Origin of the sequence: Embleya sp. NPDC020630 (assembly GCF_044334985.1) — a bacterium.
Taxonomy (GTDB): Bacteria; Actinomycetota; Actinomycetes; order Streptomycetales; family Streptomycetaceae; genus Embleya.
Window position 1 is genome coordinate 507,145 of record NZ_JBIRUB010000001.1, and the last position, 26,633, is coordinate 533,777.

Below are 26,633 nucleotides of genomic sequence, written 5' to 3' on the forward strand. Positions count from 1 at the left end.
CGAGTTCCGGAACCGCACACACCGTCCCCGGAACTGGCAATACCCTAGGGGAACCGGGAGCCCGCCTCGGCCGGGTCGGTCCGGCGCCATCGACGGCGCCCGGGCGCCGACGCGGTGTCGGGGGAGGCCGCGACGGTGCCGGCGCGTGGCCGGAGGGCCGTCCCGTCGACGGGATCCGGGCATTTCGGGCGACCCGGCCGGCACCGTTGCGACAACCGGTCGATCAGCGACGCAGTTCCAGCGTGCAGCACTTGGTGTTGCCGCCGGCCTTCAGCAGTTCGGTCAGGTCGATCCCCTGGGGGATGTAGCCGCGCTCGCGCAACTGCGGGCCGAGCAGCGGGACGGCGCGCTCCGGGAGCAGTACGTGCCGGCCGTCGGAGAGCGCGTTGAGCCCGAACGTGGCGGCGGCGGCCTCGTCGGCCAGGATCGCGTCCGGGAAGCGCTCGGCCAAGGCGCGGCGGCCCGCCTCGTCGAACGCCTCCGGGTAGTACATGATCTCGTCGGGGCCGAGCACGGACAGCGCGGTGTCCAGGTGGTAGAACCTCGGGTCGACCAGGGTCAGGCCCAGCACGGGCAGACCGAAGAACTCGCGGGCCTCGTCGTGCGCCCGCGGATCGCTGCGGAAGCCGCTGCCGGCCAGCAGTTGCCCGCCGACCAGGAGGAAGTCGCCCTCGCCCTCGTTGATGTACTCGGCCTGGTGGACCTCGGCCCAGCCGTCGGCGCGGAACCAGTCGAGGTAGGCGGCGGACTCGTCGACGCGCTGCGGGTGGCGGAACCGGGCCACCAGCACCCGGCCGTCCACGACGGTGGCGCCGTTCGCCGAGAACACCATGTCGGGCAGTCCGGGCACCGGTTCGATCAGCGCCACCTCGTGCCCGAGCGCGACGTAGGCGTCGTGCAGGCGCTTCCACTGGGCCAGACCGGTGTCCGCCGACGTGGGCACACTCGGGTCCATCCACGGATTGATCGAATAGGTGACGTCGAAGTAGGTCGGCCGGCACATCAGATAGCGACGCGGTCCAACCGTTCGGTTGTCCTGTGTGGGTCGTTCGGTCTCTGGCTGGGGCACGTTGATTCCCTTTTTCTCCGTGATTGTGTCCGGGGGATGAAATCAATGCCGAATTCGGCGGTGTGCGACACCGGAGGAAAACACGGTGTGCGCCCGATGATGCGGGCATACCGGAAAAGAGCGGGATTGCCGCCGATCGAAACTAGCACGAGGTTCGACCGATATCCGTCCCGTTGACAGGACAGCCGCCGTTTCGGTCGACGCGGCACCGTGAAGGGCTCCACGACGGATCGCGCCGGAGAACGACAATCGCGCATTCCGGCGGACTCGCGGCCAAATTTCCCACCGAAGCGAGCGTCGCGGCCCCGAAGCGGTGGGGGCGGGGTCCCGGGCCGGCGGGTCGCGCGGGGGACACACCCGGAGCCGAGCCGAGCCGGCACGGTCGGGTCGGTCGGGTCGCCGAACCCCGCCCGGTGCCACCGCCGGCCCCGGGGCCCGGCCGACCCCCCCCGGGTGCGCCGGATCGCCCCCTGGACGACCGAGTCGAACGCCTGCGCGAGCGAGCCCGCGCTCACGCCCGCGCTCATGGCCGAACCCGGATCCGCACCCACATCCGCACCCCGGACCGCGCCTCACGACTCCCGCGCCCGCTCCCGCGCGCGACACGTCGCACACCCCGGCGGCTCCTTCGAGGCCGTTCCGGCACTTCTTCCCGTCCGGTCGCACCCCGCTGCGACCCCGCCACCCCGCGTGTTCGCCGGCCGGATCGCGCCGCCGGCGCGGCGCCGATCGAGGCTTCGACCTGGTGTTCGAAAAAACCATCCGGGTGGTGATCGGATGTCTCGGGTGCGTCCCGTCGTGAATATCGGCGGGTCGTGCGTTAGGAAGGCGTCAATACGCATGAGTAGCCGAGTGCGGAGCGGTTCATTTCGTCTATAGTGACCGCCCCGCGAGAGTGGCCGAAGCGAACGATCGAGTACGCCGGATCCGAACCCACGGCCAACCGATTGCCTTTCCTATGGGTTGGGTTGCGGGACGATCCGGTTGGTCGATTCATTTCCGCCGTCGGCAAAATGTCGATGAACACCAACCAAACAGTTGCGTAGCCGGTCGGTCGCGAAGTGTTGGTGGTTGGTTCCTTGATTTCCGGGACCTGCTGAGATCTACTCGGGTAGGCCCGAAGAGCACCACTCTGAATGTGGATCTTCGGGAGTCGGCGGGGGTGTGCCGCCGACAGCCGCAACGCCAACGGGGATCTGTAAAGAGGCGAACGGGGCAAACCGTTGATGCACGCATTCGTACACATGTCGACCATGTCCGACCCTGACACCGCGCCCTCTGCGTGGTGTAGCCGCATGCTTCCGGAAGTCGTGCCGCCGATCACCCGGGTGGGGGTGATCCGTAGGCGACCGGCGACACCGGAGCCCGCGGCGGGGCCGATGGTCCGCTGAATGCAGATCGGATATCGGGCACACCCCGTAGCAGAACTCCCTGGGGCAACGCACTGCGCAAACAGCGGTTATGACCTGCGCATTATTTGCTTGTTCGAGCATGCACGCACATGGAGGCATGGTGGCGAACCAGACGAGAGTTCACGAACGCGAGAGAGAGGCCCAGTTGCACTCGGGGCCGGGAGTGGTCGCCCGCCCGCGAAGAGCTGTCAGGGAACATCCGCCGCATTGCGGACGATTGCTCACCACAAAGGTGGGTCTGCAAATCCCGGCCGACATGACCTTCGAGGATTGGGAGCAAGCCGGGCGTAAGCTCTCGGGAATACTTGATTCCTCGTCGTGGTGGCTCGGCGACTGGTTGGTATACGGAAAAGATCACTATACCGACCTGTATCAGCGAGGGATACGCGCAGCGGGGTTAAGCTACCAGACGCTTCGGAATTATGCGTGGGTCTCCAGGAGATTCGACTTCGATCGTCGGCGATCCGCGCTCAGTTTCCAGCATCATGCCGAGCTGGCCTCGTTGCCGATCGGTGAACAGGAGCTGTGGCTGGATCGCGCGGAACAGATGAAGTGGACCACCAAGCAGCTGCGCAACGCTATCCGCGACGCGCGAGCGGACGAGGGGCGCGACGGCCGGCAGATCGAGGCGACCCGTCGTCTCGCGGTGCCCGGTGATCGTATCCAGTGGTGGCACAAGGCCGCCGAACACTCCGGGATCGACTTCGAGCAATGGGTGCTCGCGACTCTCGACCACGCCGCCGAACGGGTGCTCGAGGACGCCATCGAGGTCGCGTTGGAGGACGTACAGGAGGGTGTGCCGCAGGAGGCCGGCGTCGGCGTCTGACCGATCCGGACGCAGGTCGGCGCGGGGGCGGCCCGAAGTCCGGTACGCCCCGCCCGACTTCCCGCTCCGGTGGGCCGAGGGGCCCGTGCTCCGGGTCGAGCACGGGCCCCATCGGCAGGTCGGGGCCACGGTCAGGGGAGGCGGCTCATCAACTCGGCCGTGGCGCGATGCCGCGTGCACCCGCGCTCGTCGAACGAGCGCTGCACCCGGTCCCGCACCTCGCCGGGTTGTTCCTGGCTGAGCTTGAACATGCCGTCGGCCCGGGTCACCCGGATCCGGAAGGCGCCCACGCCGGCCACGATGCTGCGGAAGTACTCGACCGATTCGGTCATGTCCCATCCGGTTCCGTGCTCGCTCTCGAAGGCCCGGACGGTGGACTTCACCACGCCCAGCGTCTCGTCCAGTGAATCGATCTTCTCCACCGTGCCGCGCAGATGAACCGAGGTGAAGTTCCAGGTCGGTGCGGCCGGCGTGATCTCGTACACGGTCGGCGAGACGTACGCGTGCGGTCCGGTGAAGGTGATCAGCACGGTGCAGCCGTCGGTCAGCGCCCGCCAATGCGGATTCGCCCGGTTCATGTGTCCGAGCAACGTGACACCGACCAGGTCGTCGCTCCATTCGGTGTGCCGCTCGGGATCGAGGATCACCGGCAGGTGTGTGGCGAAAGGCCCGTCCTCGGGGCTGCCGTTCAGTGCCACGAGCGCCAACGGATTACTGCGGATCAGCTCGACCATCCACGAACCGTCCGGTTCGCGATACTGCCCGGGAACGAACATCCGGAACTCACCCTTTCGGTGACCTGGTGCAGGGCGCGGCTCCACGACGACGGAGCCGGAGTCCTTGGTATGGATACGAGCGGGGTGCCGCCGCGGCGGGGGTGTTGTCCCGTCGGCAGGACGGCGTACTCCGCTGCATTGCGACCGAGCCCTTGAAAGGTGTGCTCGGCCCCTCTAAGTTGAAGCTGCGGTGCTTCCCGGCGCAATACCGAATGCGTTTCTCCCGGTTCTCCGGTCGAGAGATGCGGGAACAGCCGACAACGCTCGACGAAGTTTTCCGCTGAATTCCAGGACGCCCGACCAGGGTCCCTTCCCGGTTTCCGTGACCGACCCGTCGAAGTTACCGAAGCCCCTGTCGCCGCCACGCTAGCGAGAGAGTATTCTATGGGTACTTTTGCACATGAAATCTACGACGTGGCGGGCATTGGATTCGGGCCCTCCAATCTGTCCCTGGCCATCGCCCTGGAGGAGTACGGGGGTGCCGGTGGAGACGGATCCCCGGACGGACCCGGGGGGATATTCTTCGAGCGGCAGCGTGCGTTCGGCTGGCATCGCAATATGTTGCTGCCAACCGCGACCATGCAGATCTCGTTCATGAAGGACCTGGCCACGTTCCGGAATCCGGCGTCCCGGTTCAGCTTCGTGTCCTATCTGCACGAGGTGGGCCGGCTCACGCAGTTCGTCAACAACCAGGACTTCTTCCCGACCCGCCAGGAGTTCCACCAGTACCTGGAGTGGGCGCAGGCGAGCTTCACCGACCGGGTGCACTACGGCTCGGAGGTGACCGCGATCCGGCTGCCGGCGGGCGTCGACCCGGCCTCGGCCGAGCATCTGCGCCTGGAGATCCGCGAGGGCTCCGGGACCCGCACCGTCGACGCGCGCAACGTGGCCATCTCCACCGGCCTGGTACCGCGTCTGCCCGACGGCATCCAGGCCGACGAACGGGTCTGGCACAGCTCGGAGTTCCTGGACAAGTACGGCCGGACCGACCCGACCGGGCTGCGCACCGTGGCGGTGGTCGGCGCGGGCCAGAGCGCGGCCGAGATCACCCGGTTCCTCTACGACGAACTCCCGCATGCCCGGGTCTACTCGATCATCCCGTCGTACGGCTACTGCGTGGCCGACGACACCCCGTTCGCGAACCAGGTGTTCGACCCGAACGCGGTCGACGCGTACTACTTCGGGACCGACCGCACCCGCGAGGCGTTCTGGCAGTACCACCGAAACACCAACTATTCGGTGGTCGACGCCGAGGTGATCCGCGACCTGTACCGGCGCTCGTACGACGAGGAGGTGCGCGGGGCCGAGCGGTTGCACTTCCTCAACCTGACCCGGGTCGACGAGGTCAAGCGGGCGGGCGACGAGACGCGCGTGTCACTGCTGTCGCTGCTCGACGACGAGTCGCCCGAACTGGACGTGGACGCGATCGTGTTCGCCACCGGCTACGAGGCGATGGAACCGAGCCGCCTGCTGGGCGAGTTGGATCGGTACTGCCTGCGCGACGAGGCCGGCCGGCATCGGGTGGGCCGCGACTACCGACTGGTCACCTCGCCCGAACTGCGCTGCGGTATCTATCTCCAGGGCGGTACGGAGCACACCCACGGGCTGACCTCCTCGCTCCTGTCCAATCTCGCCATCCGCAGCGGCGAGATCGCCGAGTCGATCCTCGGCCGCCGTCCGGCGGAGGCCCTGCACGGCTGACGTCACCGACCCGAGCCGCTACTTCCCCGCAGGCAGGCGATCCACGACCTCGCCCGCGGGGGGTGCGGCGGGCACGCACGAGCGTTCGCTGCGGGTGATCCTCGCATTCTGCGGACGGGTGCCCTCGGAGCGGATGACGACGGGATACGGCTTGCCGTACGCCCGCACATAGACCGTGCGCGACCGCCGCCGACCCTGCGCGTCCCCCTCCCCGTCGACCCGGGTGAGGGGGATCAGCGTACGGCCGTCGATGGTGACCGGTTCGCCCTTGGTGTAGCCGTCGGCGCCGGGTGCGAAGACCACGCCGACCGTGTCCAGGGGATTGGTCGGATCGTACGCGAGCATCGCGTAACGATCGGCGTACTTGCGCCTGTTCGCGGCGGTGTCGGGCAGGCTCGTGCCGGCCCACTCCCAGAACTCGGCGCCGGCCTTGAGGTAGGACTTCCCGCCGACCACGATCGCCTCGCCCGGGCGCCCGTTGATCTCGAACGTGCCCCGGTAGTCCCGGCCTTCGCGCACGCACAGGTCGAAGTCGACGCGCCTGGTGGAGGTCAGCACCTGGTCGCCGATGATGCGGATGTCGTCGGCACCGCGGACCAGACTCGCCGACTCGCGGACCAGGTCCCGCGCGTCCCGGTCGACGTTGGACTCCAGCGCGTCACCGACACCGGCGCAGCCGGCGAGCGTGGCGCAGCAGAGGACGACCGCCATGGCGATCACGGCCATTCGGGATGTGTACACGACGTTCCTTGCCTGCGAACCCGGGAATCCGACGGGTAAGTATCGCGGGTCGGATCCCGTCGGGCGCGGGCGGCCCGTCCGCATCGTGAATCGCCGCGCGCACGCGAGTCCGTGCGGTGTCGCGGGGGTCAGGGTTTGATGCCGACGGCGCCGTAGCCCCAGACGTTCTCGACCTCGTCCAGCGGGTGTTCGGGCTCCCCGTCCGGGTTCCAGTGGGTGCGCAATCCGGGTTCGACCAGGTCGAATCCGGCGAACATGGCGCGGATCTCGTCGTAGGGGCGCATGGTCATCTCGGCGGAGGCGTTCTTCCAGCCCTCGGCGCCCTTGCGGCCCTGGTTCGGGTTGGCGTCGAAGGAGGCGTGCGAGAGCAGCAGCATGCTTTTGGAGGGCAGCGCGTCGCGGAGGCGGGCGACGATGTCGTGCGGTTTCTCGTCGTCCCGGATGAAGTGCAGGATCGCCACCAGCATCAGCGCCACCGGCCGGTCGAAGTCGATGACCTCCAGCACCTCCGGTGCGGACAGGATGTCCTCGGGCGCGCGCAGGTCGGCCTGGGTGAACGTGGTCCGGCCCGGATCCGCGTCCGTCATCAGCGCCCGGCCGTGCACGAGCACGATCGGGTCGTTGTCCACGTAGGCCACCCGGGCGTCCGGGGCGATCTCGTGGGCCACTTCGTGGGTGTTGCCCGAGGTGGGGATCCCGGTGCCGATGTCCAGGAACTGGCGGATGCCCCGGCGGGCCGCGTAGCGCACGGCGCGGCGCAGGAAGAGCCGGTTGAGCCGGAGGCTGACCGGCAGGTCGGGGATCGCCGCGACGATGGTGTCGGCGGTGGCCCGATCGACCGCGAAATTGTTCTTGCCGCCGAGAAGATAGTCGTAGATCCGGGCGGTATGCGGAACGGTCGTGTCGATCCGGGTGGGCAGCCTGCTCTCGATCTCGTCGAGTCGCGGCAACCGCCAAGCGTTCTCGTCGCCTTCGCCCGCGTGCCCCGCGGATATGGATGTCACGCCGCCTGCCTCCGCACCACAGATTCCGTACGTGCGCCGAGCCTACCGGGGACGTTCGCGGTTCGGGTCGACAAGCAACCGCTGTCGTGGAACCGGGACATGCCCGAGGCCGGTCGGCAACCGACCGGTGTGCCGGGTGAGTACGACCGGCGCCGGCGGTCGGCCCCCGTGGTGCGGACCGCCGGCACCGGCGCGTACCGGCACTACGCCGGGGTGCCCTCGTCGACCCAGCGGGCGAAGACGTCCACCCGGTCGGCGGGCCAGGCGCCGTCGCAGGGCATGCTGCCCTGGCGCAGCCGGGCCAGGATGGCCTGCGCGTGCGCGCTGACGTCGTCGTGCGACCACAGGTCGAACATGAAGCTCATCGACTTGCGGTCCATCTCCCGGAACAGCGGCTTGATGTGCTCGGCGAAGCCGATCGGTTGGTCCTCGGTCGGCAGGGGCATGCCGGTCGTCTCCTCGGTCGCGACGGGGGCCAGTGCGGAGACCCGGGCGCCGGGGGTGGCGCCGCAGACCCACCACCAGCGGGGTACGGGCATGTGGGCCGGCGGTCGGGCGCCGGGCTGGGAGTTCTCCACCGCGATGCGCGAGCCCCACTCGACGTAGGCGACGAACGCGGCGCGGAACTCGGCGTCGGTGGGCAGGCCCGCGTCGTTGGCGGCCCGGCCGATCAACTGGGTCCAGCGGGTGCGCCATTCCTCGGTCAGCGCCTTGCCGGCGTGCTCGCCCACCATGTGGTCGTAGCCGCCGTACTGCTCGGTGTACAGCTTGGGGCCGCCGAAGGTCTCGACCAGCCAGGCCGCCACCCGCTCGGGGTGGTCGGGTGCCATCCGGGCGAACAGCGGGCCGAGCAGTGGATCCTGCGGTACGTACTTGTCGTAGAAGATGTGCGTCATGCGGGTCAGCGCGGGCAGTCCGCCGGCCCATTCGTAGAGCGTGGGCTCCTCGGAGCGCGGCGGGTCGGCGAAGTTCACGTACCAGTGCATGCCACTGCAGAACGGCTTGTTCTGCGAATGGCCGCACCGGCACAGGCTGTAGTGCTCGGTCGGGGCGCCCGGACCGCGCGGTTCCGGTTCGCCGTCGGCGCCGACCAGCGCAATCGAGCCGGTCACCCGGTACGGGCCGTCCTGCGAGACCTCGATAGCGGGGTCGCGCGGTTGCGGCGGCGGGGACTGTCCGTCGATCAGGTAGTCGAGCGCGCCGGACGGGCAGGCCCGCACGGTGCGCACGATCTCGTCCATGCGGTCGCCGGAGGGCGCCACGAACGGCTCCTCCTTCTGCCGGAAGACCGTGGAGAGCCGATCGGTGCACAGGCCCGAGTGCGCGCAGATGCCGCGGTTGTCGGTGACCGCGACGGGCGCGCCGGGGTACGTCCGCCGCTCGTCGGGCACCCGGCCGGGGTCCTTGGCGCCGGTGAACCCGTTCCGGGCGTGGCTGCCGTCGCACAGCGGTTTGGTGGTCGACTCGCCGCACCGGCACAGCGCGGTCTGCGGCAGTACCGGGATCGGTTCGCCGAGCCGGTCGGTGACGCGCGTGGCGTTGGTGACCAGGTACGGGCCGTTGGGCGCGACCAGGATCCGGGTCGGCAGACCGGCTTGGAGGGCGGCGAACTCCTCGACCAGCGCGGCCCGATCGGCCTCGTCGGCGAACAGCCAGGCCAGGTGTTGCAGCGCGGCGGCGGCCTCCTGGACGCCCAGCGGCGGCTCGGGGTCGACCTCGGCGCGCAGCCGGGTGACGTCCGCGGCGAGGGCGCGCACGAGGCCGGCCGGATCCGCGTCGGCGGCCGTCGGGTCGATCGGCTCCGGCTCGACGGCGCTCCCGCCGACCTCGACCAGTGCCTCGGCGAGCGGTCGGATCACCGTGTCCCGCAGCGGCTCGCCCGCGTCGGCGTCGGTCATCCGTCGGGTGAGCGCGTGGTCGAGGGTGTGCGCCCGGGTCAGCAGCGCCCGCAACCGGCTCGGGATCGGTGCGCCGGTCACGGGGTTCCGCCGGTGGATCGGCCCGGCGGGATGATGGGACGGTTGAACACGATGATCACGCTCGCTACCCCTGTTTCTCGGTGCGTTGCCGATCAATACAATACAGGAGTGTATTGGAATGGAAAGTGCCAGTCGCGGTGCCGGTCGGGCGCGGGACAGCGCGATCGACGCCCGCATCCTGGCCGTCGCGGGACAACATCTGGCCCGGGACGGATACGCCGCGATGTCGCTCGCGGCGGTCGCCCAGGAGGCCGGCACGACCCGCCAGGCGCTGTATCGACGCTGGCCCGGCAAGGCCGAGTTGGCCGCGGCGGTGGTGACCGCGCTCGCCGAGGAGGAGCACGACGTCGGCGCCGCCGACCCGTTCGGCACGCTGGTGGCCGAACTCGCCGACTTCCAGCGCGGCGTCGGCAAACCCGGCCGGATGTCCCTGGTCGGCACGATGCTCCAGGACACCACCGACCCCGAACTGCGCGCCCGCTACCGCTCCCGGGTGATCGCCCCCCGCCGCGCGCGCCTGCTCGCCGCGCTGGAAGCGGCCCGCCGCCAAGGCCAACTCGCCCCCGACGCCGACCTGGAGGTCGCCCTCACGATGTGCACCGGTTCCTGGTACGGCCGCGAACTGGCCGGTGCGCCGGTCCCGACGAACTGGCCGTATCGCACCGCGGCGCTGCTCTGGCGCGCCCTCGGCGGCACGGTCCCACCGGCGGACCCCGACGCGCGGTAGCGGATCGGCCCGCTCACGTCGCCGGGTCGAACGGTCGGCAACCGGCATCCGGTTCGGCCGCGAGCCACGCGGACCGGGGTCGGGCCACAACCCTGTCCCGCAGCCGAGCGGCGTGGGCGGCGAAGGCCCGGGCCGCGGCCGGGGGCGTGTCGTACTCGCCGGACCACTCGGCCTCGGGATGACCGCCGCAGTCCGCCGGCGGCGGGCACGCGCGGGCGATCTCGATCTCGCTCACCCAGGGCGGCCCCCAGCGCAGGTCGAAGGCGCAGCGCCGGGGGAAGTACAGCGCGGCCAGGAAGCTCCGGCCGTTGGGGAGTTCGAGCCGGCCCTGCACACTCGCGCAGTGGATCCCGTCGAAGTGTTGGCCGACGTAGTGCACCGAGCCGGGGACGCCGAGGTGTGCGCCCGTCTCGCGCAGCCGGGCATCGGCCTCGGCGAGCGCGGCCCGGACGCCGGCCGCCTCGTCTTTGGCGACGGAGGGGAAGACCCAGGCGGGGTCGCCGAGTTCGAGGGGCGTGGAGACGAAGTGCAGGCCGGATGGGGCGTCTTCGGGATCGGTGGTCATGCGCTGCCGAACCGGTGCCGGGCCGGTGCGGCCGCGGGGAACTCGATCTCGGGAATCGCGGTCACCGACCGAGCGTGCCGGGCGCGCGCACCTTCGGGCAAGCCGATTCGCGCGGTCGGCCCGGGGCGGACCGGAGCCGCCGCCGGCGCGGTCAGGCGTGCGGGGCCTCCATCGCCGGGCGCAGCCGGCCCAGCAGGCGGTACAGCGCGGCGCGCTCGTCGAGGGTGAGCGCGTCGAGCGCGGCGCGCGTGGTGTGCATCTCGGCCCGGATCCGGCGGATCGTCTCGTGCCCCTCCTCGGTGGCCACCACGTTCTTGACCCGCCGGTCGGCGGGGTCGGCCTCGCGGCGGACCAGGCCCCGCGATTCGAGCCGGTCCACGATGCCGGTGACGTTGGAGGCGTCGCACACCAGCCGATCGGCCAGCCCGCGCATCGGCAGCGGGCGACGCAGCAGGGACAGCGTCTTGGCCTGCACGGAGGTGAGCCCGTGCCGGCTGACCACCGCGGCGAAGTCGTGGAAGTACGCGGTACCCACGGCGGCCATGGCGTCCATGATCTCGGCGGTGCTCGGCTCAGGGGTGGTCGGCTCAGGACTGCTCATGACGCCAAGACTGCTCATGACCCCAAGGTAGTGCAAAAAGGTTGAGGACTTCAACCATTGAACTTGACGTAGCAATTTCCGGGTGTCTACGGTCGATCTCGTCCTATTGCTTGAAGACTTCAACCATCGAGGCCGACAAGCTTCTCGCTCGTAGAAAGAACACCCGTGACCCCCACCCCGCCCGACACGCGACGATCCGGTGGACCGCTGATCCTGGCCCTCGGCCTGGCCGCCATGGTCGTCGCGATGGCGCAGACGCAGGTCATCCCGATCCTGGGGCTGCTCCAGCAGGAACTGGACACCACGCCCGCCGGAGTCGGCTGGGTGACCACCGCGACGCTGCTGTCGGCGGCGGTGTTCACCCCGCTGCTCGGCCGCTTCGGCGACCAGCACGGCAAACGGCCGACCCTGATCGGCGTACTGATCGTGATGATCGCGGGCTCGGTGCTCGCGGCCGTGACGTCCTCGCTGCCGCTGCTGATCGTCGGCCGGGTGCTTCAGGGCGCGGCGACCGCGATCTTCCCGCTCGCGTTGTCGATCATCCGCGAGGAGGTGCCGGTCGAGAAGCTGCCCGGCGCGATGGCGCTGATCAGCGGCACGCTCGCGTTCGGCAGCGGTCTGTCCCTGGTGGCCACCGGGCTGCTCACGCGCGGTGACGACCCGAACTACCACCTGGTGTTCTGGTTCTCCGGGATCCTGTCCGTCGTGGCCCTGGTCGCGGTGCTGATCCGGGTGCCGGCGAGCCGGGTCAAGGCCGGCGGCCGGATCGACCTGCTGGGCGCGGCCACCCTCGGCCTGTTCCTGGTCCTGCTGCTCCTGGGCATCTCGCAGGGCCACGAGTGGGGCTGGGCGTCCGGCCGCACCATCGGCTCCTTCGTCGGCGCGGTGGTGATGGCCTTCGTGTGGGTTTGGGTCGAGCGCCGGGTCGCCGACCCGCTGGTGGACCTGCGGATGTTCGTGCACCGCCCGGTCCTGCTGACCAACCTGGCCGGTCTGTTCGTCGGCTTCGCCGCGTTCAGCCAGTTCATCGGCATCTCCTACCTGGTCCAGATGCCCGAGCGGGTGGCCGGATACGGCTTCGGCGCCTCGGTGTTGCGGGCCTCGGTGGAATACCTGCTCCCGGGCGCGCTGATCTCGCTGCTCGCGGCGCCCCTGGGCGGTCTGCTCGTGGGCCGGATCGGTGCCCGGGCCACGCTCGCGATCGGCTCGGCCGTCGGGGTGGCCGGCTTCGCCTGGCTCGCCTTCGGGCACGGCGCGTCCGCGTCGGTGATCCTCGCGGGCATGCTCACCGGTATCGCCATCTCGTTCGGCTACGCGGCGATGCCCGCGCTGATCGTGGCCGGCGTACCGCACCACCAGACCGGCATCGCGAACGGGATCAACTCCATCTCGCGCAGCGTCGGCAGCTCGATCGCCAGCGCGGTGATCACCTCGCTGCTCGCGTCCAAGTCGGTCGAGGGCCTGCCCCCGGGCCTGCCGCCGATCCCGGCGGAGAGCCGATTCACGCTCAGCTTCGTGATCGCCGGCGTGATGCTGGTCCTGGTCGTCGGGGTGGCGTTGCTCGGCCTCCAGCGGGTACCCGCCAGGGCCGAACCCGTCGCCGTGCCCCACCCCCGGGCCCAGGAGTCCGTGGACGCCTGACCGACCGCGCCCGTCCCCTCCGCCCGTCCGACCCACCTCAGAAAGGCCACCCGAGATGACCCCCACCACCAGCCGCGAATGGCACATCCTCGCCCGCCCGAAGGGCTGGCCGAAGGAGGAGGACTTCGCCCTGCGCGAGGTCGAGATTCCGGAGCTCGCGGACGGGCAGATCCTGGTCCGCAACCTGTTCCTGTCCGTCGACCCGGCGATGCGCGGCCGGATGAACGACGTCAAGTCGTACACCCCGCCCTTCGCGCTGAACGAGCCCATGGAGGGCGGCGCGGTGGGCCGGGTCGTCGCTTCCCGGTCGGACGCCTTCGCGGTCGGCGACCACGTGCAGCACTGGCTCGGGTGGCGCGAGTACTCGGTGGTCGAGGGCCGCGGGGCCGGGGCGGTCAAGGTCGATCCCGACCTCGCCCCGCTGTCCGCCTACCTCGGTGTGCTGGGCATGCCCGGCCTGACCGCCTGGGTGGGGCTGCTCGACATCGCGTCCTTCCGCGAGGGCGACGCGGTGTTCGTCTCCGGCGCGGCCGGCGCGGTGGGCAGCCAGGTCGGCCAGATCGCCCGGCTCAAGGGCGCTTCGCGGGTGATCGGCAGCGCGGGCTCGGCGGACAAGGTCGCCCTGCTCCAGGACGAGTACGGCTTCGACGCGGCGTTCAACTACAAGGACGGGCCGGTCGCCGAGCAGCTGGCCGAGGCCGCGCCCGAGGGCATCGACGTCTACTTCGACAACGTCGGGGGCGAGCACCTCGAGGCCGCGATCGGCGCGCTGCACACGCACGGCCGGGTCGCGATGTGCGGCGCGATCGCGCAGTACAACGCCACCGAGCCGACGCCCGCGCCGCGCAACCTCGCGCTGTCGATCGGCAAGCGGCTGCGGTTGCAGGGCTTCATCGTGATCGACTCCTTCGGCCGGCGCGACGAGTTCCTGGCCGAGGTCGGCGGCTGGCTTCGGAGCGGCGAACTCAAGTATCGCGAGACGGTGGTCGAGGGGATCGAGAACAACCTGTCCGCGCTGCTCGGCATGCTGCGCGGGGAGAACACCGGGAAGATGGTCGTCGCGCTGCCGGAGTGAGCCGCCGGAGTGAACGGGCGGGGCCGGCGGCCGGGGCGACCGGCTGCGGTGATCAGCCGCGGTGATCGGACGCAGACGTGCCGAAGGGCCGCGCGTGGGGGTCTACGCGCGGCCCTTCGGGGTGGTGCGGGCCGGTGACTCACCCTCGGGGGAGGGGAGTTCGACTCAGCCCAGGAACAGGTAGTCCGCCTGGTACGGCACTTCCGCCGTCGGCCGGGTGGCCGGGTCGCACGCGCCCGCCGGCGCCACGCCGCCCCGGGTGTTCAGGCGCAGTACCTGCGTGGTCGCGGACAGCAGCGCGTCCGGCTTCCCGGTCTGGGTCGCATTCAGCACCAGTTCGGGGATGTTGCCGTCGCCGTTGGGCAGTTTGCTCGCCACCGCGCCGGTGACCGAGCTGCCGTCGGGGGCGACCCACTGCGGCGGGCCCGCCGTCGGGGTCACGAATGTGTGCTTGAGGTCGCCCTGGAGCTTGGCGGCGACGTCGAGCTGGGTGAACGCGGTGCCGCCGTCCTTGGCCGTGCACTGGTAGATCTGCTTGCCCGCGACCACCGACAGGTTCAGCGCCGGCGACTTCGGGGTGACCTTGCGGGAAAGCTGCCCGCGCACGGCGCCGCCCGGGAACTCGCCCGTGTGCAGGTTGGTGTAGTAGTTCGCCGGCGTCGCGTTGATCCGCTCCACCAGAGCCGGGTCGATGCCCTCGACGGTGCCGGCCAGTCCGGTCACCGACTGCGGCAGGCCGGTCTTCGCGTCGAACAGCGGCGCGACCACGTCGCCGTTGGCCCCGGCCGCCGCCCGGTGCAGGTGGCCGAGCGTGGGCGGGGCGATCCCGGTCCAGCTGAACGACCAGTCGATGCAGTTGCCCCACGGGCGGATCGAGGTGTCGGCCCGACCGTCCGGGTCGGCGGTCTTCTTGCCCTCGGCGTTCGGCACCTCCTGCTTGCCGGTCGCCTCGGCGGGCAGCGTGCCGGTCTTGAGCACACTGTTCACGTCGGCCGCGCGGGCGAGCTTGACCAACTGCCCGCGTACCGCGCCGCCGGGGAACTCGCCGGTGTGCACGTTGAAGTACACGCTCGCCGGGTCGCTCTTGATCCGGTCGAGCAGCGCCGCGTCGGTGACCTTGACGGCGCCGGTGACCGCGGTCGCCGAGTCGGGCAGCGGCGAGGCGAAGAAGGGCACCTTGACCTCGCCGTTCTGCCCCTTGCCGCCCAGGTGCAGGTGGGCGGCGGTCGGCGCGCCGATGCCCTCCCACCGGATACCGAAGCTCACCTGGTCGCCCTTGACCCGGACCAGCGCGGTGCCCTTGCCGTCGGGGTCGCCGACCCGCGCGTTGCCGCCGGGGACCTCGTTGGCCCCGGTCAGGCCCGCGGCGAAGAACGTCTCCTCGCCGGTCGCGGGCTCGGCGGCGCCGGTCGTGGTCGCGTCGGAGGCCGGCACGGCGCCGCCGTGTTCGGCGCCGTGGACCGTACCGGGATCGTTGGCGCCCTTGGCCGCGGCGGCCGGATCGGGGCGCGTGGCACCGGACTTGGTGTCCGAGGACGAGCAGCCGGCCACGGCGAACACGAGACCGGCGGCGAGGGCGAGTGCGGGCAGCGGATACCTGCGTGCGGACATGACGAGTCTCCCCGAAGACTGGGTGGGATGGATGCGTGCCGGGTGAGCGGCGCCGACGGGCGTCGGCGCCTACCGCTCGGGTCGATCAGTAGCCGTAGCCGCCACCGCTCGTGGTCGGCGCCTTGCTCGTCTGCGGTGCGCCGGTCGCGCCCGCGCCCGCCTTCTTGCCGTCGGGGGTCACCGCGAACCAAGTCCCGTTCACACCCTGGCCCTTGGTGTCGCCGGGCTGAGTGTCGGGCGCGAAGCGGTACACCGGCCAGCCGGCGATGGTGACCTGGGAGCTGCCGTCGCTGCGGGTGACGCTGCCGACGGCGGACTGGTCGACGCCGGTCACGGTGACGCCGCTGGTGGTGGTCACCGGGGGCCACTGGGTGGCGCAGGCGCCGTCGCAGTTCGACTTGGACGGCTTGGCGGTGTCCTTGTCGAAGCGGTACAGGGTGAATCCGTTGCCGTCGGTCACGATCGGGCCGAGCTTGGCATCGGTGCCCGCCTTCAGGACGGCCTTGCCCACCCCGCCGTTCGCGGCCCCACCGGGTGTGCCGGGCGCGCTCGGCGCGGACTGCGCCGGTTGTGTGGCGGCCGGCGGGGTGGTGCCGGTGGACGTGTTGCTCTTCGAGTCGTCGCCACAGGCGGACAGACCGAGCCCGAGCGCACCGGCGATGGCGACCGCGGCGAAGCCGCGCGTGCTGAAGACAGACATGGTGAACCCCCGGAAAAGATCGATGAATGAGTCGAACTGCCCTACGCGGAACGGTTGTTGGTTCCGATCCCGGGCGGGTCGACCGGTGCGCTGCCGGTCGGTGGTGCGTCGACATCCAGCAGTACGGGGGAGGGGTCGAAGAGGGTTCAACGGTCGGGAAAGTTTTTTCGACGAATTCCGACCGGACCCGAAACGGCCCCGGCGAGAATCCTCGCCGGGGCCGAAAAGCGCAGGTCGGCGGCCTACCAGGCAGCCGGCGCGTAGTCCTTGAGGAAGCAGCCGTACAGGTCCTCGCCGGCCTCGCCGCGCACGATCGGGTCGTAGACCCGAGCCGCGCCGTCGACCAGGTCGAGCGGTGCGTGGAAGCCCTCGTCGGCCAGGCGCATCTTCTGCGGGTGCGGGCGCTCGTCGGTGATCCAGCCGGTGTCCACGGCGGTCATCAGGATGCCGTCGGACAACATCTCCTCGGCGCTGGTGCGGGTGAGCATGTTCAACGCGGCCTTGGCCATGTTGGTGTGCGGGTGGCCGGGGCCCTTGTAGCCGCGGCTGAACTGGCCCTCCATCGCGGACACGTTGACCACGTACTTCCGCCGCGCCTTGGCCGCCGCCATCGCCGGACGCAGCCGGCTGACCAGGACGAACGGCGCGGTCACGTTGCAGAGTTGCACTTCGAGCAGCTCGACCGGGTCCACCTCGTGCACCCGTTGCACCCAGCTGTTGACCGGGTCCAGGTCGGGGACCAGGCCGCCCGCGTCGATCGCCGTGCCGGTCTCGATCCGGGCGGGCGAGGCCGAGCCGCTGGTCAGCGCGAGCGCGGTGAGCGCCTGCGGGGTCAGCGCCTGGTCGTCGCCGCGGGACTGGCCCGGCAGCAGCACGTGGCCGCTGCCGCCGACGTGGCCGAACGACACCATCTGCGGCAACTCGCCGGCGGGCAGCGGCGCGGCCTCGGCGGCGGCCAGGGCCGCGTACGCCTGCGGGGTCCGGCGTACCGTCTGCGCGGCGTTGTTGATCAGGATGTCCAGCGGCCCCGCCTCGGCCACCGAATCGGCCAGCGCGACCACCTGGGCCGGGTCGCGCAGGTCTATCCCGGCGATCTTGAGCCGGTGCAGCCAGTCGGCGCTGTCCGGCATCGCGGCGAAGCGGCGGATCGCGTCGTTGGGGAAGCGGGTGGTAATCGTGGTGTGCGCGCCGTCGCGCAGCAGGCGCAGCGCGATGTACATGCCGATCTTGGCCCGGCCGCCGGTGAGCAGCGCACGGCGGCCGGTCAGGTCGGTGCGCTGGTCGCGGCGGGCCCGGTTGAACGCGGCGCACTCCGGACACAGCTGGTGGTAGAACGCGTCCACCTCGCGGTAGCGCTGCTTGCAGATGTAGCAGGCCCGCGCGCGCTCCAGGACACCGGCGATCTCGGTGGTGGTGGCCGTGGTCAGCGCGATCCCCAGCGTCTCGTCGTCGATCCGGCCCGGCGCGCCGGTCGCGGTCGCGGCGGTGACCGCCTCGTCGTTGGCGAGCACCCGGTCCCGGCGCTCCTTGCGGCGGCGCTCCTTGACGCTCTTGTAGATCGCGGCCGTGGCCCGACGGATCCGCACCGCGTCGGGATGCTCGACGTCGAGGTCCTCCACCTCGGCGAGCACGCTCAGGCACAACTCCATACGCGCGGGGTCGATCCCCTCCGCCACGCCCGTGTCCGCCTGAATCTCGCTACTCGCTGTCATCGCCGTTGCCGTTTCCTGTGCTCGCCGGTGCCACAAAACCCCGGCGGAACTCTACGTCGTGCCGACACGTGGGCCAATTTTCATCCGGTCCGGTGGTCGGGCAGTCGGTACCGAAGCGGTCGTCGGTGCGGGCGGGCTCGTCGGCCTTGCGGCTTCGCCTCGGCGTCAGGCGCCCTGCGCGTAGCCCTGGGCGACGTGCTCCAGCCACCACTGCGGTGCGGCGTTCATGAGCGTGCCGAAGTCCCAGTAGTCGTGCCAGCGCACGATCAGCCCGTCACGGAACTCGTGCACCGACACGAACGGCAGCACCACCTGCTCTCCGGTCTTCCAGTGCCACTCCTCGGCGTGCTCGGTCACCACGAGGTCGCCCTCGGCGACGGTGCTCTTGTGGTGGTGGATATAGCCCGTGAGCATGTCCAGGCCCAGTCGCAGCCGGGCCTCGATCGCCACCGGGCCGGTCGCCCCGGGCCCGGGCGCGGCGACGTCCGTGTAGTGGCCGTCGGCGGCGAAGCAGGCCGCGACCTTGGCGAAGTCGCGGGCGTACAGGTCCTGCCAGAACTGTTCGATCAGCCGCTTGTTCGCGGTCGCGTCACTCATGGCGCGAACACTATGTACGAGCGCCGAAACTGAACAGAGGCAAGGTTTCTCGAAATCGGGAACAGGACCGCGGCCGGGTCCGGAACACCCGGCCGCTCAGGTGCGATCGAGCAGGAGCACGGTCAGCAGCGGCGCGTTCGGCCACGCCGGGCGCAGGTCGCAGAGCACGTGGTAGCCCCAGCGCTCGTACAGGGCCAACACCCTGGGATGGGTCGGGTCGACCAGCAGCGTCACCCGCTGCTCGGTGCGGGCGGCGAGCAGCCGGTCGTGGATCACCCGCGCCGCGCCCGAGCCCCGCCACGGTTCGCGCACCATCAACTCGTTGAGCGCGAAGGTACGCCGCCCGTCCTCCTCGATGTCCACCGCCGGCACCGGCTCGGTCAGCCCGATCCACCAGCGCGCGCCGGGCTGGAGGGTGTAGCCGAACGCGTAGCCCACCGGGATGTCCCGACTCCACCCGATCACACACTCGAACCCCGGCGAGGCGGCGTACGCGGCCAGCCGTTCGGCGAAGGCGTCCACCGACTGGAACGGCTGCGCCGACTCGGCCGCGTACACCTCGGCGTAGACGTCGAGCAGTACCTCGCGGATCTCGTCGAGGTCACCGCCGCGGTGGTGGGTCAGCTCGATCTCGGTCGCCACGCTTCCTCCCGGTCGGGGTGGTCCGTCTCCGAGAGGGGACTTCCCCGGGGCGCCGCGAACCACGCCCGCGCGGCGATCCTGATGGGCCGTCAAAAGCCGTTCGGGGTCCAGAAATACTCGACGCGGGCGGGCCGGTCGTGATCCCCTGCTCGGATGGCTGATCCCCTCCACGAACGTGATCTCGCCCGCGCCGCCCTCGATCTGGTGGCCGGGGCCGCCGGACGCTACCTGGAGGCGCTGCCCGAACTGCCGGTCCGTGACGAGGCCGCCGACGTGGTGTTCGACCGGTTGGGCGGCCCGCTGCCCGAGCGCGGCGACGGCACCCTGGCCAGTATCGAGGAACTGCTCGACATCGGTACGCGCGGCGCGATCCAGTCCTCGGGGCCCCGGTTCTTCCATCTCGTCGTGGGCGGTGCCACCCCCGCCGCGCAGGCCGGCGACTGGGTCACCGGACTGCTCGACCAGCCCGCGGGCCTGTGGATCGCGTCACCGCTGGCGACCGAGGCCGAGACGGTGGTGATCGGTTGGCTCAAGGACCTGTTCGGGCTGCCCGACACGTACGGCGGGGTACTCACGCCCAGCGCCACGTTCGCCAACCTCACCGCGCTCACGTGCGCACGCCACTGGTGGGCCGCACAACACGGCGTGGACGTCACCGCCGACGGGCTGGCCGGGTTGCCGACCATGCCGGTCCTGGCGAGCGGCTACATACATCCCAGCAACCGCAAGGCGTTGCAGATCCTGGGCTGCGGGCGGGATACGGTCCACATCTGCGCGCGCGACGACGCCGGTCGGGTGGACATCGACGCGATGGAGCGGGCGCTGATCGAGATCGACGGGCCCGCGGTGCTGATCGCCTCGGCGGGCGAGGTGAACACCGGCGATTTCGACCCGATCGACGCGCTCGTCGACCTGGCCCGACGCTACGGCGCCTGGCTGCATGTGGACGGCGCCTTCGGGCTGTTCGCCGGCGTCTCGCCCCGACTCGCCCACCTGGTGCACGGCGTCGAGCGGGCACACTCGGTGGCCGCCGACGGGCACAAGTGGCTGAACGTGCCCTACGAGAGCGGCTTCGTGTTCGTGCGCGACGCCGAGATGCTCGGGCGGGCGTTCGGGTCCTGGAACGCCCCGTACCTGCCGGAGACCGGCGACACGCACCTCGACTACAACCGGCTCGGGCCCGAATCCTCGCGCCGTGCCCGGGCGTTGCCGATCTGGGCCACGCTGCGCGCGTACGGCCGGTCCGGCTACCGGGAGATGATCGAACGCCACCACGACCTCGCCTGCCGGCTCGGCGAACTGGTCGAGGAGGCACCCGAGTTGGAGCTGCTCGCGCCGGTGAAGCTGTGCGTGGTGTGCTTCCGGTATCGACCGGCCGAGTCGGGCCCGGATGCGCGCACCGAACCGCTCACCGAGGCCGAACTGGACGAGTTGAACCGGCGCCTGGGGGCCGAGCTGAACGCGGACGGCCGGGTGTACGTGGGCACCACCGTGTACCGGGGGCGGGTGGCGCTGCGCCCGGCGATCGTGAACTGGCGTACGTCGGCGGCCGATATCGATCTGCTCGCGGCCGTGGTGCGGGAGATCGGCGCCCGGGTGGCGGCCGAGTCGCGCGGTGCAAGGTCCGCGGCCGGCGACGCCTAGCGCCACGCGGGTGGGTCGCGGCGATCCGGACGCGATGTCGAAACGATTCCGCGTAGGGGTCCGGGTGGGCGAATGGGGGGAGTACTTTGAGGAGACCGAGGGCACCTCGTATGCCGTTTGTCCGTGCCGGCGTCGTCTGCGGTGATTCGGACATTCGAGCACCAGGCCGACCGGAGGATTCGAACGCATGTACTCACAGCACTCGATCGCTGGACACCGCCGAAGCCCCCGCCCCACGGTCGAGATGACCTACGGCCTGGCCTGCACGATGTGCGGGCGCGATCTGCGCGCCCCCGCCGACAAGCCGGCGCCCGACGCGGTGCCGGTCGGCCACGTCGAGGAGCGGCAGACCTTCGCTTGTCGGGGGGTGTGCGCACGCCTGGCGAGCGGTTCGGCCGACGGCATCGCCGAGGAGCCGGTGCCCTTGGCGGAGCGGATCGCGGCGTTCCCCACAGCCTGAGCGCACCCGCCGGCGTCGCGGCCCGCCGGGCCGGGAGCCGGGACGCCGGGCGTCGGGACGCCGGACGGTGGGCCGCCGCCGGCCGGGTCCGCGTCAGGCGCTGGTGCGTTTGCGGGTGGTCTTCTTGGCGGCGGCCTTCTTCGCGGTCGACGCCGACTTGCCCTTCCCGGACGAGCCGCCCGCCGACGTCTTCTTCGCGGCCGACTTGCGGGCCGTGCCCTTCTTCGCGGGGGCCCGGCCGTGGCTGCGGTTGGCCGCCTCGACGCTCGCGGTCAGCGCGGCCATCAGGTCGACCACGTTGTCCGGCGTCGCGGCGGCCTCCTCGCCTCCCTCCACCGGCTCGGCGCCCTCCAGGCGGGCGACCACCAGCGAGTCGAGGGCCTCCTTGTAGTCGTCGTGCAGCGACTGGATGTCGAAGTCCTCGCTGAGCGTGTCCATCAGCGAGGTGGCCATCTTCAGCTCCTGCGGCCGGATGTCGAACTTGCCCTCGGGGGCCAGTCCGTCCGCCGCGCGCACCTCGTCCGGCCACAACATGGTCTGCAGGATCAGGATGTCGTCGTGCACCCGCAGCAGGGCCAGGCTCTCCCGGGTGCGCAGGGTGATCTTGGTGACGGCGGACTTGCCGGCCTTGGTCAGCGCCTCGCGCAGCAGCACGTACGGCTTGGCCGCGGCCGGGGTCGCGGTCTGGAGGTAGTACGCCTTGGAGAGCATCAGTGGATCGATCTCGTCGTCGGCCACGAACGCGAGCACGTCGATGACCTTCTTGCTGGGCAGCGGCAACTCCGCCATGTCGGCGTCGGTGAGCACCGCCTGCCGGCCGTCGGGCGCCTGGTACGCCTTGGCGATCTCCTTGTACGGGACTTCGCGCTCCTCCAACTCGCAGTAGCGCTTGAGCCGGATCCGGCCGCCGTCCGTCTCGTGCACCTGGTGCAGGGGCACGTTGTGCTCCTCGGTGGCGGGGAAGAGTTGGACCGGGATGCTCACCAGTCCGAACGTGATGGCGCCTTTCCAGCTGCTGCGCATCGGCTCTCCAGAATCGCGGGGCGGGCATGGTCCGCTGTTGTACGTCTTTGCTTCGATGTGCCACAAAATGCATCGAAAACGGGCACAGGGGGACCTTTACCGTATGCCGGACCGCATCGCCACGACAGTCGACGGACGCACCCTGACCCTCTCCCACCTGGACAAGGTCTGGTGGCCCGAGACCGGGTACACCAAGGGCCAGGCGCTGGACTACTACGCGAAGGTGGCCCCCGTACTGCTTCCGCACGTCGCCGGACGCGCCGCGTCGTTCATCCGCCTCCCCGACGGCGTCGAGGGCACAACCCGGTTCTACGCCAAGCACGTGCCGCCCGGTGCGCCCGAGTGGGTGAGCACGATCGAGGTGGTCGGGCACGAGGAGACCAGGCGGCAGGTCGACGTCGACTCCCTGGCCACGCTCATGTGGGCGGCCAACCTGGCGGCGATCGAGATCCACGTGCCGCAGTGGGGCACGGACCCGGACGCCCACGACCGGCTGGTCCTCGACCTGGACCCGGGGCCCGGCGCGGGAATGGCCGAGTGTCGCGAGGTCGCGCTGCTGGCCCGGGACGTGCTCGCCGAGGACGGGCTGACCTGCGTGGTCAAGACGTCCGGGAGCAAGGGGCTGCACCTGTACGCGGCGCTGAAGCCGACTCCTGAGGCGGCCACGAGCGCTTACGCGAAGGCGCTCGCACAACGCCTGGAACGGGAGCGGCCCGAGCTGGTCGTGCACCGGATGGCGAAGAACCTGCGGGCCGGCCGGGTCTTCGTGGACTGGAGCCAGAACGCCTCCGCCAAGACCACCGCCGCGCCGTACACGCTGCGGGCCGGCCCGGAGCCGACCGTGTCCGCCCCGGTGACCTGGGCCGAGATCGACTCGGCCGCGGAGCTGGCCTTCGGCCCGGACGAGGTGCTGGAGCGCGTGGCCCGGGACGGCGACGGCTTCGCGCCCCTGCTGGCGGCGCGGACCACGGGGCGGCTGCCGTAGCGGCGCCGGTGCCGCGTAGTGCGCTCAGTCCTCGGCCAGGTCCGGGCGTAGGCGGTGCCAGACCGGGTGGCGGAGCAGGCCCGCGCGGGTGCGGGTGGCGTAGCGGACCTCGCCGACCAGGCGCGGCAGTACCCAGTGGGCGTCGACCACGACCGGCTCGGGGGTGAACGGGCACTCGTCGATCGCGGAAACCCGCAACAACTCGCCGAGCATGGTCCGCTCCCGATCGGCGAAGCCGGACCCGACGGCGCCGACGAAGCGCAGCAGGCCGGCCTCGCGTACCCCCACGAGCAGCGCGCCGGGCAGGTGGGCCAGCCGGCCGCGACCGGGCAGCCAGCCGCCCACGACCACGTCCAGGGTGTGTGCGTGCCGGATCTTCACCCAGTTCGGCGAGCGCACGCCGGGGGTGTACACCGAATCCAGGCGCTTGCAGACCAGGCCCTCCAGGCCCGCCTCCCGGGTGGCCGCGAGGGCGGTCTCGCCGTGTCCGATCAGCGCGGTCGGCGTCGCCCAGTGCGATCCGTGCAGGTCGAGCCCCTCGAGGAGGCGGCGCCGCTCCAGGTATGGGCGGTCCACCGTGGTCCGCCGATCCAGGAACAGCACGTCGAAGAGCAGCAGCCGGACCGGCACCACGTCGCGCATCCGGGCGGCCTCGGCGGGGTGGTCGACCAGGCCCATCCGGGACTGCAACCGCTCGAAGTCGCTGTGCCCGTGCCGATCCGGCGCGACCACCTCGCCGTCCAGGATCGCCGGCCGGGCGCCCAGGACGTCGCGCAACCCCTGCAACTCCGGGTAGGCCCCGGTGATGTCCGCGCCCGAACGGGCCCGGAACGACACCGTTCCGTCGCCCGGGAGGTAGGTGAGGCAGCGTTGACCGTCGAGTTTGGTCTCATACGCCCAGCGCTCGTCCTCGGCCGGGGGCGGCAGTGTGCCCGGGGTGGCCAGCATGGGCGGGTAGATGGGCAGCTCGGGCATGGGGGTGAGCGTGGTCGCGCCGCCGCGGATATACACCCGGCGTCGCCCGGACGGCGCAACGGTCGACGACCGGGGCCGGTCCGGGGCGCGCAGGGCTCACACGAGCAGGCCGCGGCGGTAGGCCTCGGCCACCGCGGCGGCGCGGTCGCGGACGCCGAGCTTGCCGTACAGGTGCAGCAGGTGGGTCTTGACCGTGGCCTCGCTGACGAACAGGGCCGCCGCGGCATCCCGGTTGGTGGCGCCGCCGGCGACCAGGCGCAGCACCTCCGACTCGCGCGGACTGAGCACCGCCGGGGCCGGCTCGGGAGCGCGGACCCGGCCCATCACCAGGCCGGCCACCGACGGCGAGAGCACCGCCTGCCCCGCGTGCGCGGCCCGCACCCCGCGTACGAGGTCGTCGCGCGGCGCATCCTTGAGCAGGTAGCCGGTCGCCCCTGCCTCCACCGCCGGCAGTACGTCGCGGTCGGTGTCGTACGTCGTCAGCACCAACACGCGGACGTCCGGGGCGACCTCGCGCAGTGCCCGGATCGCCTCGACGCCGCCCATCCGGGGCATCCGCAGGTCCATCAGCACCACGTCCACCCCACCCACCCGGACCCGGTCCACCGCCGCCGCGCCGTCGCCCGCCTCGCCGACCACGTCGAAGCCGGGGTCGCCGGCGAAGATGCCGCGCAGGCCGTCCCGGACCACCGGGTGATCGTCGACGATCAACAGGCGGATCGGGGCCTCGCCGGGGGTGGGGTGTGCGGCGGTCATGCGTGCGTCTCCTTCGGGGCGGTGCCGGGGCCGGCGGCGGGCGGACCGGTCGGGACGGCCACGTTGACCGTGGTGCCCTCGCCGGGGGCGCCCTCGATCGTGACGGTGCCGCCGACCCCGGCCACCCGGTGGCGCATCGCGTGCAGGCCGTAGCCGCCGTCTCGGTCGAACCGGGTGTCGTCGGTGCGGGTCGGGCCGATGCCGTCGTCGCGGACGTCGAGCAGGACCACGTTGTCCAGGTAGGTCAACGCGACCCCGACGCGGATAGCGCGGGCGTGCTTCGCGACGTTGGCCAGCGCCTCCTGCGCGGCCCGGAACAGAGCCACCTCGCAGTCCACCGGAAGCTCCCGTACGACACCGTCGGTCCCGGCGGCGGCCGGCGTGCCGGTGCTCTCGGACCAGCGCGCGACCAACTCGGCGATCGCCTCCGGCAGGTGTACCCGCTCCGCGAGCAGCGCGGGCCGCAACGCCTCGACCGAGCGGCGCGCCTCGTTCAGGCCGTCCCGGGCCAGGTCGCGGGCCTGGTCGAGATGCCGCTGCCAGTCGGCCGGTACGCCGCCGTGCCGGCGGGCCTGCTCGTGCGCCGCGCCCAGTTGGGTGACGATGCCCGCCAGGCCCTGCGCGATCGTGTCGTGGATCTCGCCGGCCAGCCGCTGCCGCTCGGCCAGGACACCCGCCTCCCGGGCCTGGTTGAGCAGTTGCGCGTGCAGGCCGGTGTTCTCCCGCAGCGCGGTCTCCAGGCGCGCGTTGGCGTCGGCGAGTGCGTCGATGACCTGCTTGCGCTCGTCGTTTTGCACCTGCACGGCGTTGGCGACCAGGACGATCGCGGACGCGATGATCGCGTTGATCGCGGTGAGCGAGACGTAGAGCGGGAGGTTGCCGACGGTGAACTCGGCGCGTCCGCCCATCTGGGCCAGGGTGATCACGGCGGCGGTGGCGACGGTGGCCAGCGAGCCGAGTCGGCCGAAGCCGAAGCGGCGGGCGTCCACGTAGCCGAGGAAGGCGAACACCGCGTACCAGGGGTTGAGCGCGACCAGGACCGCGCTCAACCCCCACCGGACCCAGAAGTAGAGGTGGAACAGGCGCGGTCGCTCCGGGCCGATCGGGCGCCGGCTGTCCATCCACCACGACCAGGCGCCGGCCACGACGGTCAGGACCAGGGCGGCCTGGTACTCGCCGGTGGAGCCGTAGCCGTGCGCGACGCTGAGGGTGGCGAGTACGGCCGAGGCAGCGAGGAGGAAGAACGGGGCGAACCTGCGGTAGCGGGCGATCCGCGCGTCGTCGCGCTCGGTGCGGTCCCGGAGGGCGGAGTGCCCGGGGCCGACCCGGCCGGGGGTGTCGTCCGCCGTCGCCACGTCGATCGTTCCTTCCTTCCTCTCTCGGAGGGGGTATGTACCACCGGGATCCTCAC

General features: G+C 71.2%; 24 protein-coding genes. 8 read left to right on the forward strand and 16 right to left on the reverse strand.

The window, feature by feature from the left end:
• Nucleotides 1-223: 223 nt before the first annotated feature.
• A complete protein-coding gene (gene ddaH / locus ACH4XV_RS02120) occupies nt 224-1,069 on the reverse strand; it encodes a dimethylargininase (protein ID WP_395786233.1) in 846 nt (281 codons plus the stop codon).
• A gap of 1,668 nt (nt 1,070-2,737) precedes the next feature.
• On the opposite strand from ddaH, the gene ACH4XV_RS02125 reads away from it, so the two are divergent.
• Nucleotides 2,738-3,307, forward strand: a complete 570-nt coding sequence (locus ACH4XV_RS02125) for an LmbU family transcriptional regulator (protein WP_395786235.1) — start codon at nt 2,738-2,740, stop codon at nt 3,305-3,307.
• Nucleotides 3,308-3,438: 131 nt separating this feature from the next.
• Here the strand turns inward: ACH4XV_RS02125 and ACH4XV_RS02130 are convergent, their stop codons facing one another.
• On the reverse strand, nt 3,439-4,083 hold the full coding sequence (locus tag ACH4XV_RS02130; RefSeq protein WP_395786237.1) for an FMN-binding negative transcriptional regulator: 645 nt from the start codon (nt 4,081-4,083) through the stop codon (nt 3,439-3,441).
• A 384-nt stretch (nt 4,084-4,467) separates the two neighbouring features.
• Between ACH4XV_RS02130 and ACH4XV_RS02135 the strand changes: the two genes are divergently transcribed.
• Nucleotides 4,468-5,784 (forward strand): lysine N(6)-hydroxylase/L-ornithine N(5)-oxygenase family protein, encoded by a 1,317-nt coding sequence (locus ACH4XV_RS02135; RefSeq protein WP_395786239.1) that lies wholly within the window; start codon nt 4,468-4,470, stop codon nt 5,782-5,784.
• An 18-nt stretch (nt 5,785-5,802) separates the two neighbouring features.
• Here ACH4XV_RS02135 and ACH4XV_RS02140 read toward each other — a convergent pair whose 3' ends face one another.
• From ACH4XV_RS02140 to ACH4XV_RS02150, 3 genes are all read right to left on the reverse strand, one after another.
• Nucleotides 5,803-6,525, reverse strand: a complete 723-nt coding sequence (locus tag ACH4XV_RS02140; protein WP_395786241.1) for a hypothetical protein — start codon at nt 6,523-6,525, stop codon at nt 5,803-5,805.
• A 128-nt stretch (nt 6,526-6,653) separates the two neighbouring features.
• A complete protein-coding gene (locus ACH4XV_RS02145) occupies nt 6,654-7,529 on the reverse strand; it encodes an SAM-dependent methyltransferase (protein WP_395786243.1) in 876 nt (291 codons plus the stop codon).
• A gap of 203 nt (nt 7,530-7,732) precedes the next feature.
• The gene (locus ACH4XV_RS02150; protein WP_395786245.1) at nt 7,733-9,508 is read right to left on the reverse strand and encodes a CDGSH iron-sulfur domain-containing protein; all 1,776 of its coding nucleotides are present in this window, start codon (nt 9,506-9,508) and stop codon (nt 7,733-7,735) included.
• 118 nt (nt 9,509-9,626) lie between these two features.
• Here ACH4XV_RS02150 and ACH4XV_RS02155 point away from each other — a divergent pair, with 118 nt between their 5' ends.
• Nucleotides 9,627-10,235 (forward strand): TetR/AcrR family transcriptional regulator, encoded by a 609-nt coding sequence (locus ACH4XV_RS02155; RefSeq protein WP_395786247.1) that lies wholly within the window; start codon nt 9,627-9,629, stop codon nt 10,233-10,235.
• 13 nt (nt 10,236-10,248) lie between these two features.
• Here the strand turns inward: ACH4XV_RS02155 and ACH4XV_RS02160 are convergent, their stop codons facing one another.
• Complete coding sequence (locus tag ACH4XV_RS02160; RefSeq protein ID WP_395786249.1) at nt 10,249-10,800, reverse strand: hypothetical protein; 552 nt, start codon at nt 10,798-10,800, stop codon at nt 10,249-10,251.
• 151 nt (nt 10,801-10,951) lie between these two features.
• Entirely contained in the window at nt 10,952-11,419 is a 468-nt protein-coding gene (locus ACH4XV_RS02165) for a MarR family winged helix-turn-helix transcriptional regulator (RefSeq protein ID WP_395786251.1), read from the reverse strand.
• A gap of 147 nt (nt 11,420-11,566) precedes the next feature.
• Between ACH4XV_RS02165 and ACH4XV_RS02170 the strand changes: the two genes are divergently transcribed.
• Both ACH4XV_RS02170 and ACH4XV_RS02175 read left to right on the forward strand, forming a co-directional pair.
• Entirely contained in the window at nt 11,567-13,042 is a 1,476-nt protein-coding gene (locus ACH4XV_RS02170; protein ID WP_395786253.1) for an MFS transporter, read from the forward strand.
• A gap of 55 nt (nt 13,043-13,097) precedes the next feature.
• Nucleotides 13,098-14,117 (forward strand): NADP-dependent oxidoreductase, encoded by a 1,020-nt coding sequence (locus ACH4XV_RS02175; RefSeq protein WP_395786255.1) that lies wholly within the window; start codon nt 13,098-13,100, stop codon nt 14,115-14,117.
• A gap of 165 nt (nt 14,118-14,282) precedes the next feature.
• Here the strand turns inward: ACH4XV_RS02175 and ACH4XV_RS02180 are convergent, their stop codons facing one another.
• From ACH4XV_RS02180 to ACH4XV_RS02200, 5 genes are all read right to left on the reverse strand, one after another.
• Complete coding sequence (locus ACH4XV_RS02180) at nt 14,283-15,728, reverse strand: CHRD domain-containing protein (RefSeq protein ID WP_395786257.1); 1,446 nt, start codon at nt 15,726-15,728, stop codon at nt 14,283-14,285.
• 85 nt (nt 15,729-15,813) lie between these two features.
• A complete protein-coding gene (locus tag ACH4XV_RS02185) occupies nt 15,814-16,428 on the reverse strand; it encodes a hypothetical protein (protein WP_395786259.1) in 615 nt (204 codons plus the stop codon).
• 242 nt (nt 16,429-16,670) lie between these two features.
• The gene (locus ACH4XV_RS02190) at nt 16,671-18,140 is read right to left on the reverse strand and encodes an SDR family NAD(P)-dependent oxidoreductase (protein ID WP_395786261.1); all 1,470 of its coding nucleotides are present in this window, start codon (nt 18,138-18,140) and stop codon (nt 16,671-16,673) included.
• A gap of 165 nt (nt 18,141-18,305) precedes the next feature.
• The gene (locus ACH4XV_RS02195) at nt 18,306-18,737 is read right to left on the reverse strand and encodes a nuclear transport factor 2 family protein (RefSeq protein WP_395786263.1); all 432 of its coding nucleotides are present in this window, start codon (nt 18,735-18,737) and stop codon (nt 18,306-18,308) included.
• Nucleotides 18,738-18,833: 96 nt separating this feature from the next.
• A complete protein-coding gene (locus ACH4XV_RS02200) occupies nt 18,834-19,379 on the reverse strand; it encodes a GNAT family N-acetyltransferase (RefSeq protein WP_395786265.1) in 546 nt (181 codons plus the stop codon).
• A gap of 153 nt (nt 19,380-19,532) precedes the next feature.
• Between ACH4XV_RS02200 and ACH4XV_RS02205 the strand changes: the two genes are divergently transcribed.
• Together ACH4XV_RS02205 and ACH4XV_RS02210 are read left to right on the forward strand one after the other, a co-directional pair.
• Nucleotides 19,533-21,023 (forward strand): pyridoxal phosphate-dependent decarboxylase family protein, encoded by a 1,491-nt coding sequence (locus ACH4XV_RS02205; RefSeq protein ID WP_395786267.1) that lies wholly within the window; start codon nt 19,533-19,535, stop codon nt 21,021-21,023.
• Nucleotides 21,024-21,210: 187 nt separating this feature from the next.
• The gene (locus ACH4XV_RS02210) at nt 21,211-21,483 is read left to right on the forward strand and encodes a hypothetical protein (RefSeq protein WP_379998208.1); all 273 of its coding nucleotides are present in this window, start codon (nt 21,211-21,213) and stop codon (nt 21,481-21,483) included.
• Between the two features lie 93 nt (nt 21,484-21,576).
• Here the strand turns inward: ACH4XV_RS02210 and ACH4XV_RS02215 are convergent, their stop codons facing one another.
• Complete coding sequence (locus ACH4XV_RS02215; RefSeq protein WP_395786269.1) at nt 21,577-22,506, reverse strand: Ku protein; 930 nt, start codon at nt 22,504-22,506, stop codon at nt 21,577-21,579.
• A gap of 103 nt (nt 22,507-22,609) precedes the next feature.
• On the opposite strand from ACH4XV_RS02215, the gene ligD reads away from it, so the two are divergent.
• Nucleotides 22,610-23,491 (forward strand): non-homologous end-joining DNA ligase, encoded by an 882-nt coding sequence (gene ligD / locus ACH4XV_RS02220; protein WP_395786271.1) that lies wholly within the window; start codon nt 22,610-22,612, stop codon nt 23,489-23,491.
• A gap of 24 nt (nt 23,492-23,515) precedes the next feature.
• Here the strand turns inward: ligD and ACH4XV_RS02225 are convergent, their stop codons facing one another.
• The 3 genes from ACH4XV_RS02225 to ACH4XV_RS02235 form a co-directional block, all read right to left on the reverse strand.
• Nucleotides 23,516-24,466, reverse strand: a complete 951-nt coding sequence (locus ACH4XV_RS02225; protein ID WP_395786273.1) for an ATP-dependent DNA ligase — start codon at nt 24,464-24,466, stop codon at nt 23,516-23,518.
• 96 nt (nt 24,467-24,562) lie between these two features.
• Nucleotides 24,563-25,222 (reverse strand): response regulator, encoded by a 660-nt coding sequence (locus tag ACH4XV_RS02230; protein ID WP_395786275.1) that lies wholly within the window; start codon nt 25,220-25,222, stop codon nt 24,563-24,565.
• Nucleotides 25,219-26,577 carry a sensor histidine kinase gene (locus ACH4XV_RS02235; protein ID WP_395786277.1) on the reverse strand — a complete coding sequence of 453 codons (1,359 nt, stop codon included), beginning with the start codon at nt 26,575-26,577 and terminating at the stop codon, nt 25,219-25,221. The genes ACH4XV_RS02230 and ACH4XV_RS02235 overlap by 4 nt, the downstream gene beginning before the upstream one ends.
• Between the last annotated feature and the right edge of the window lie 56 nt (nt 26,578-26,633).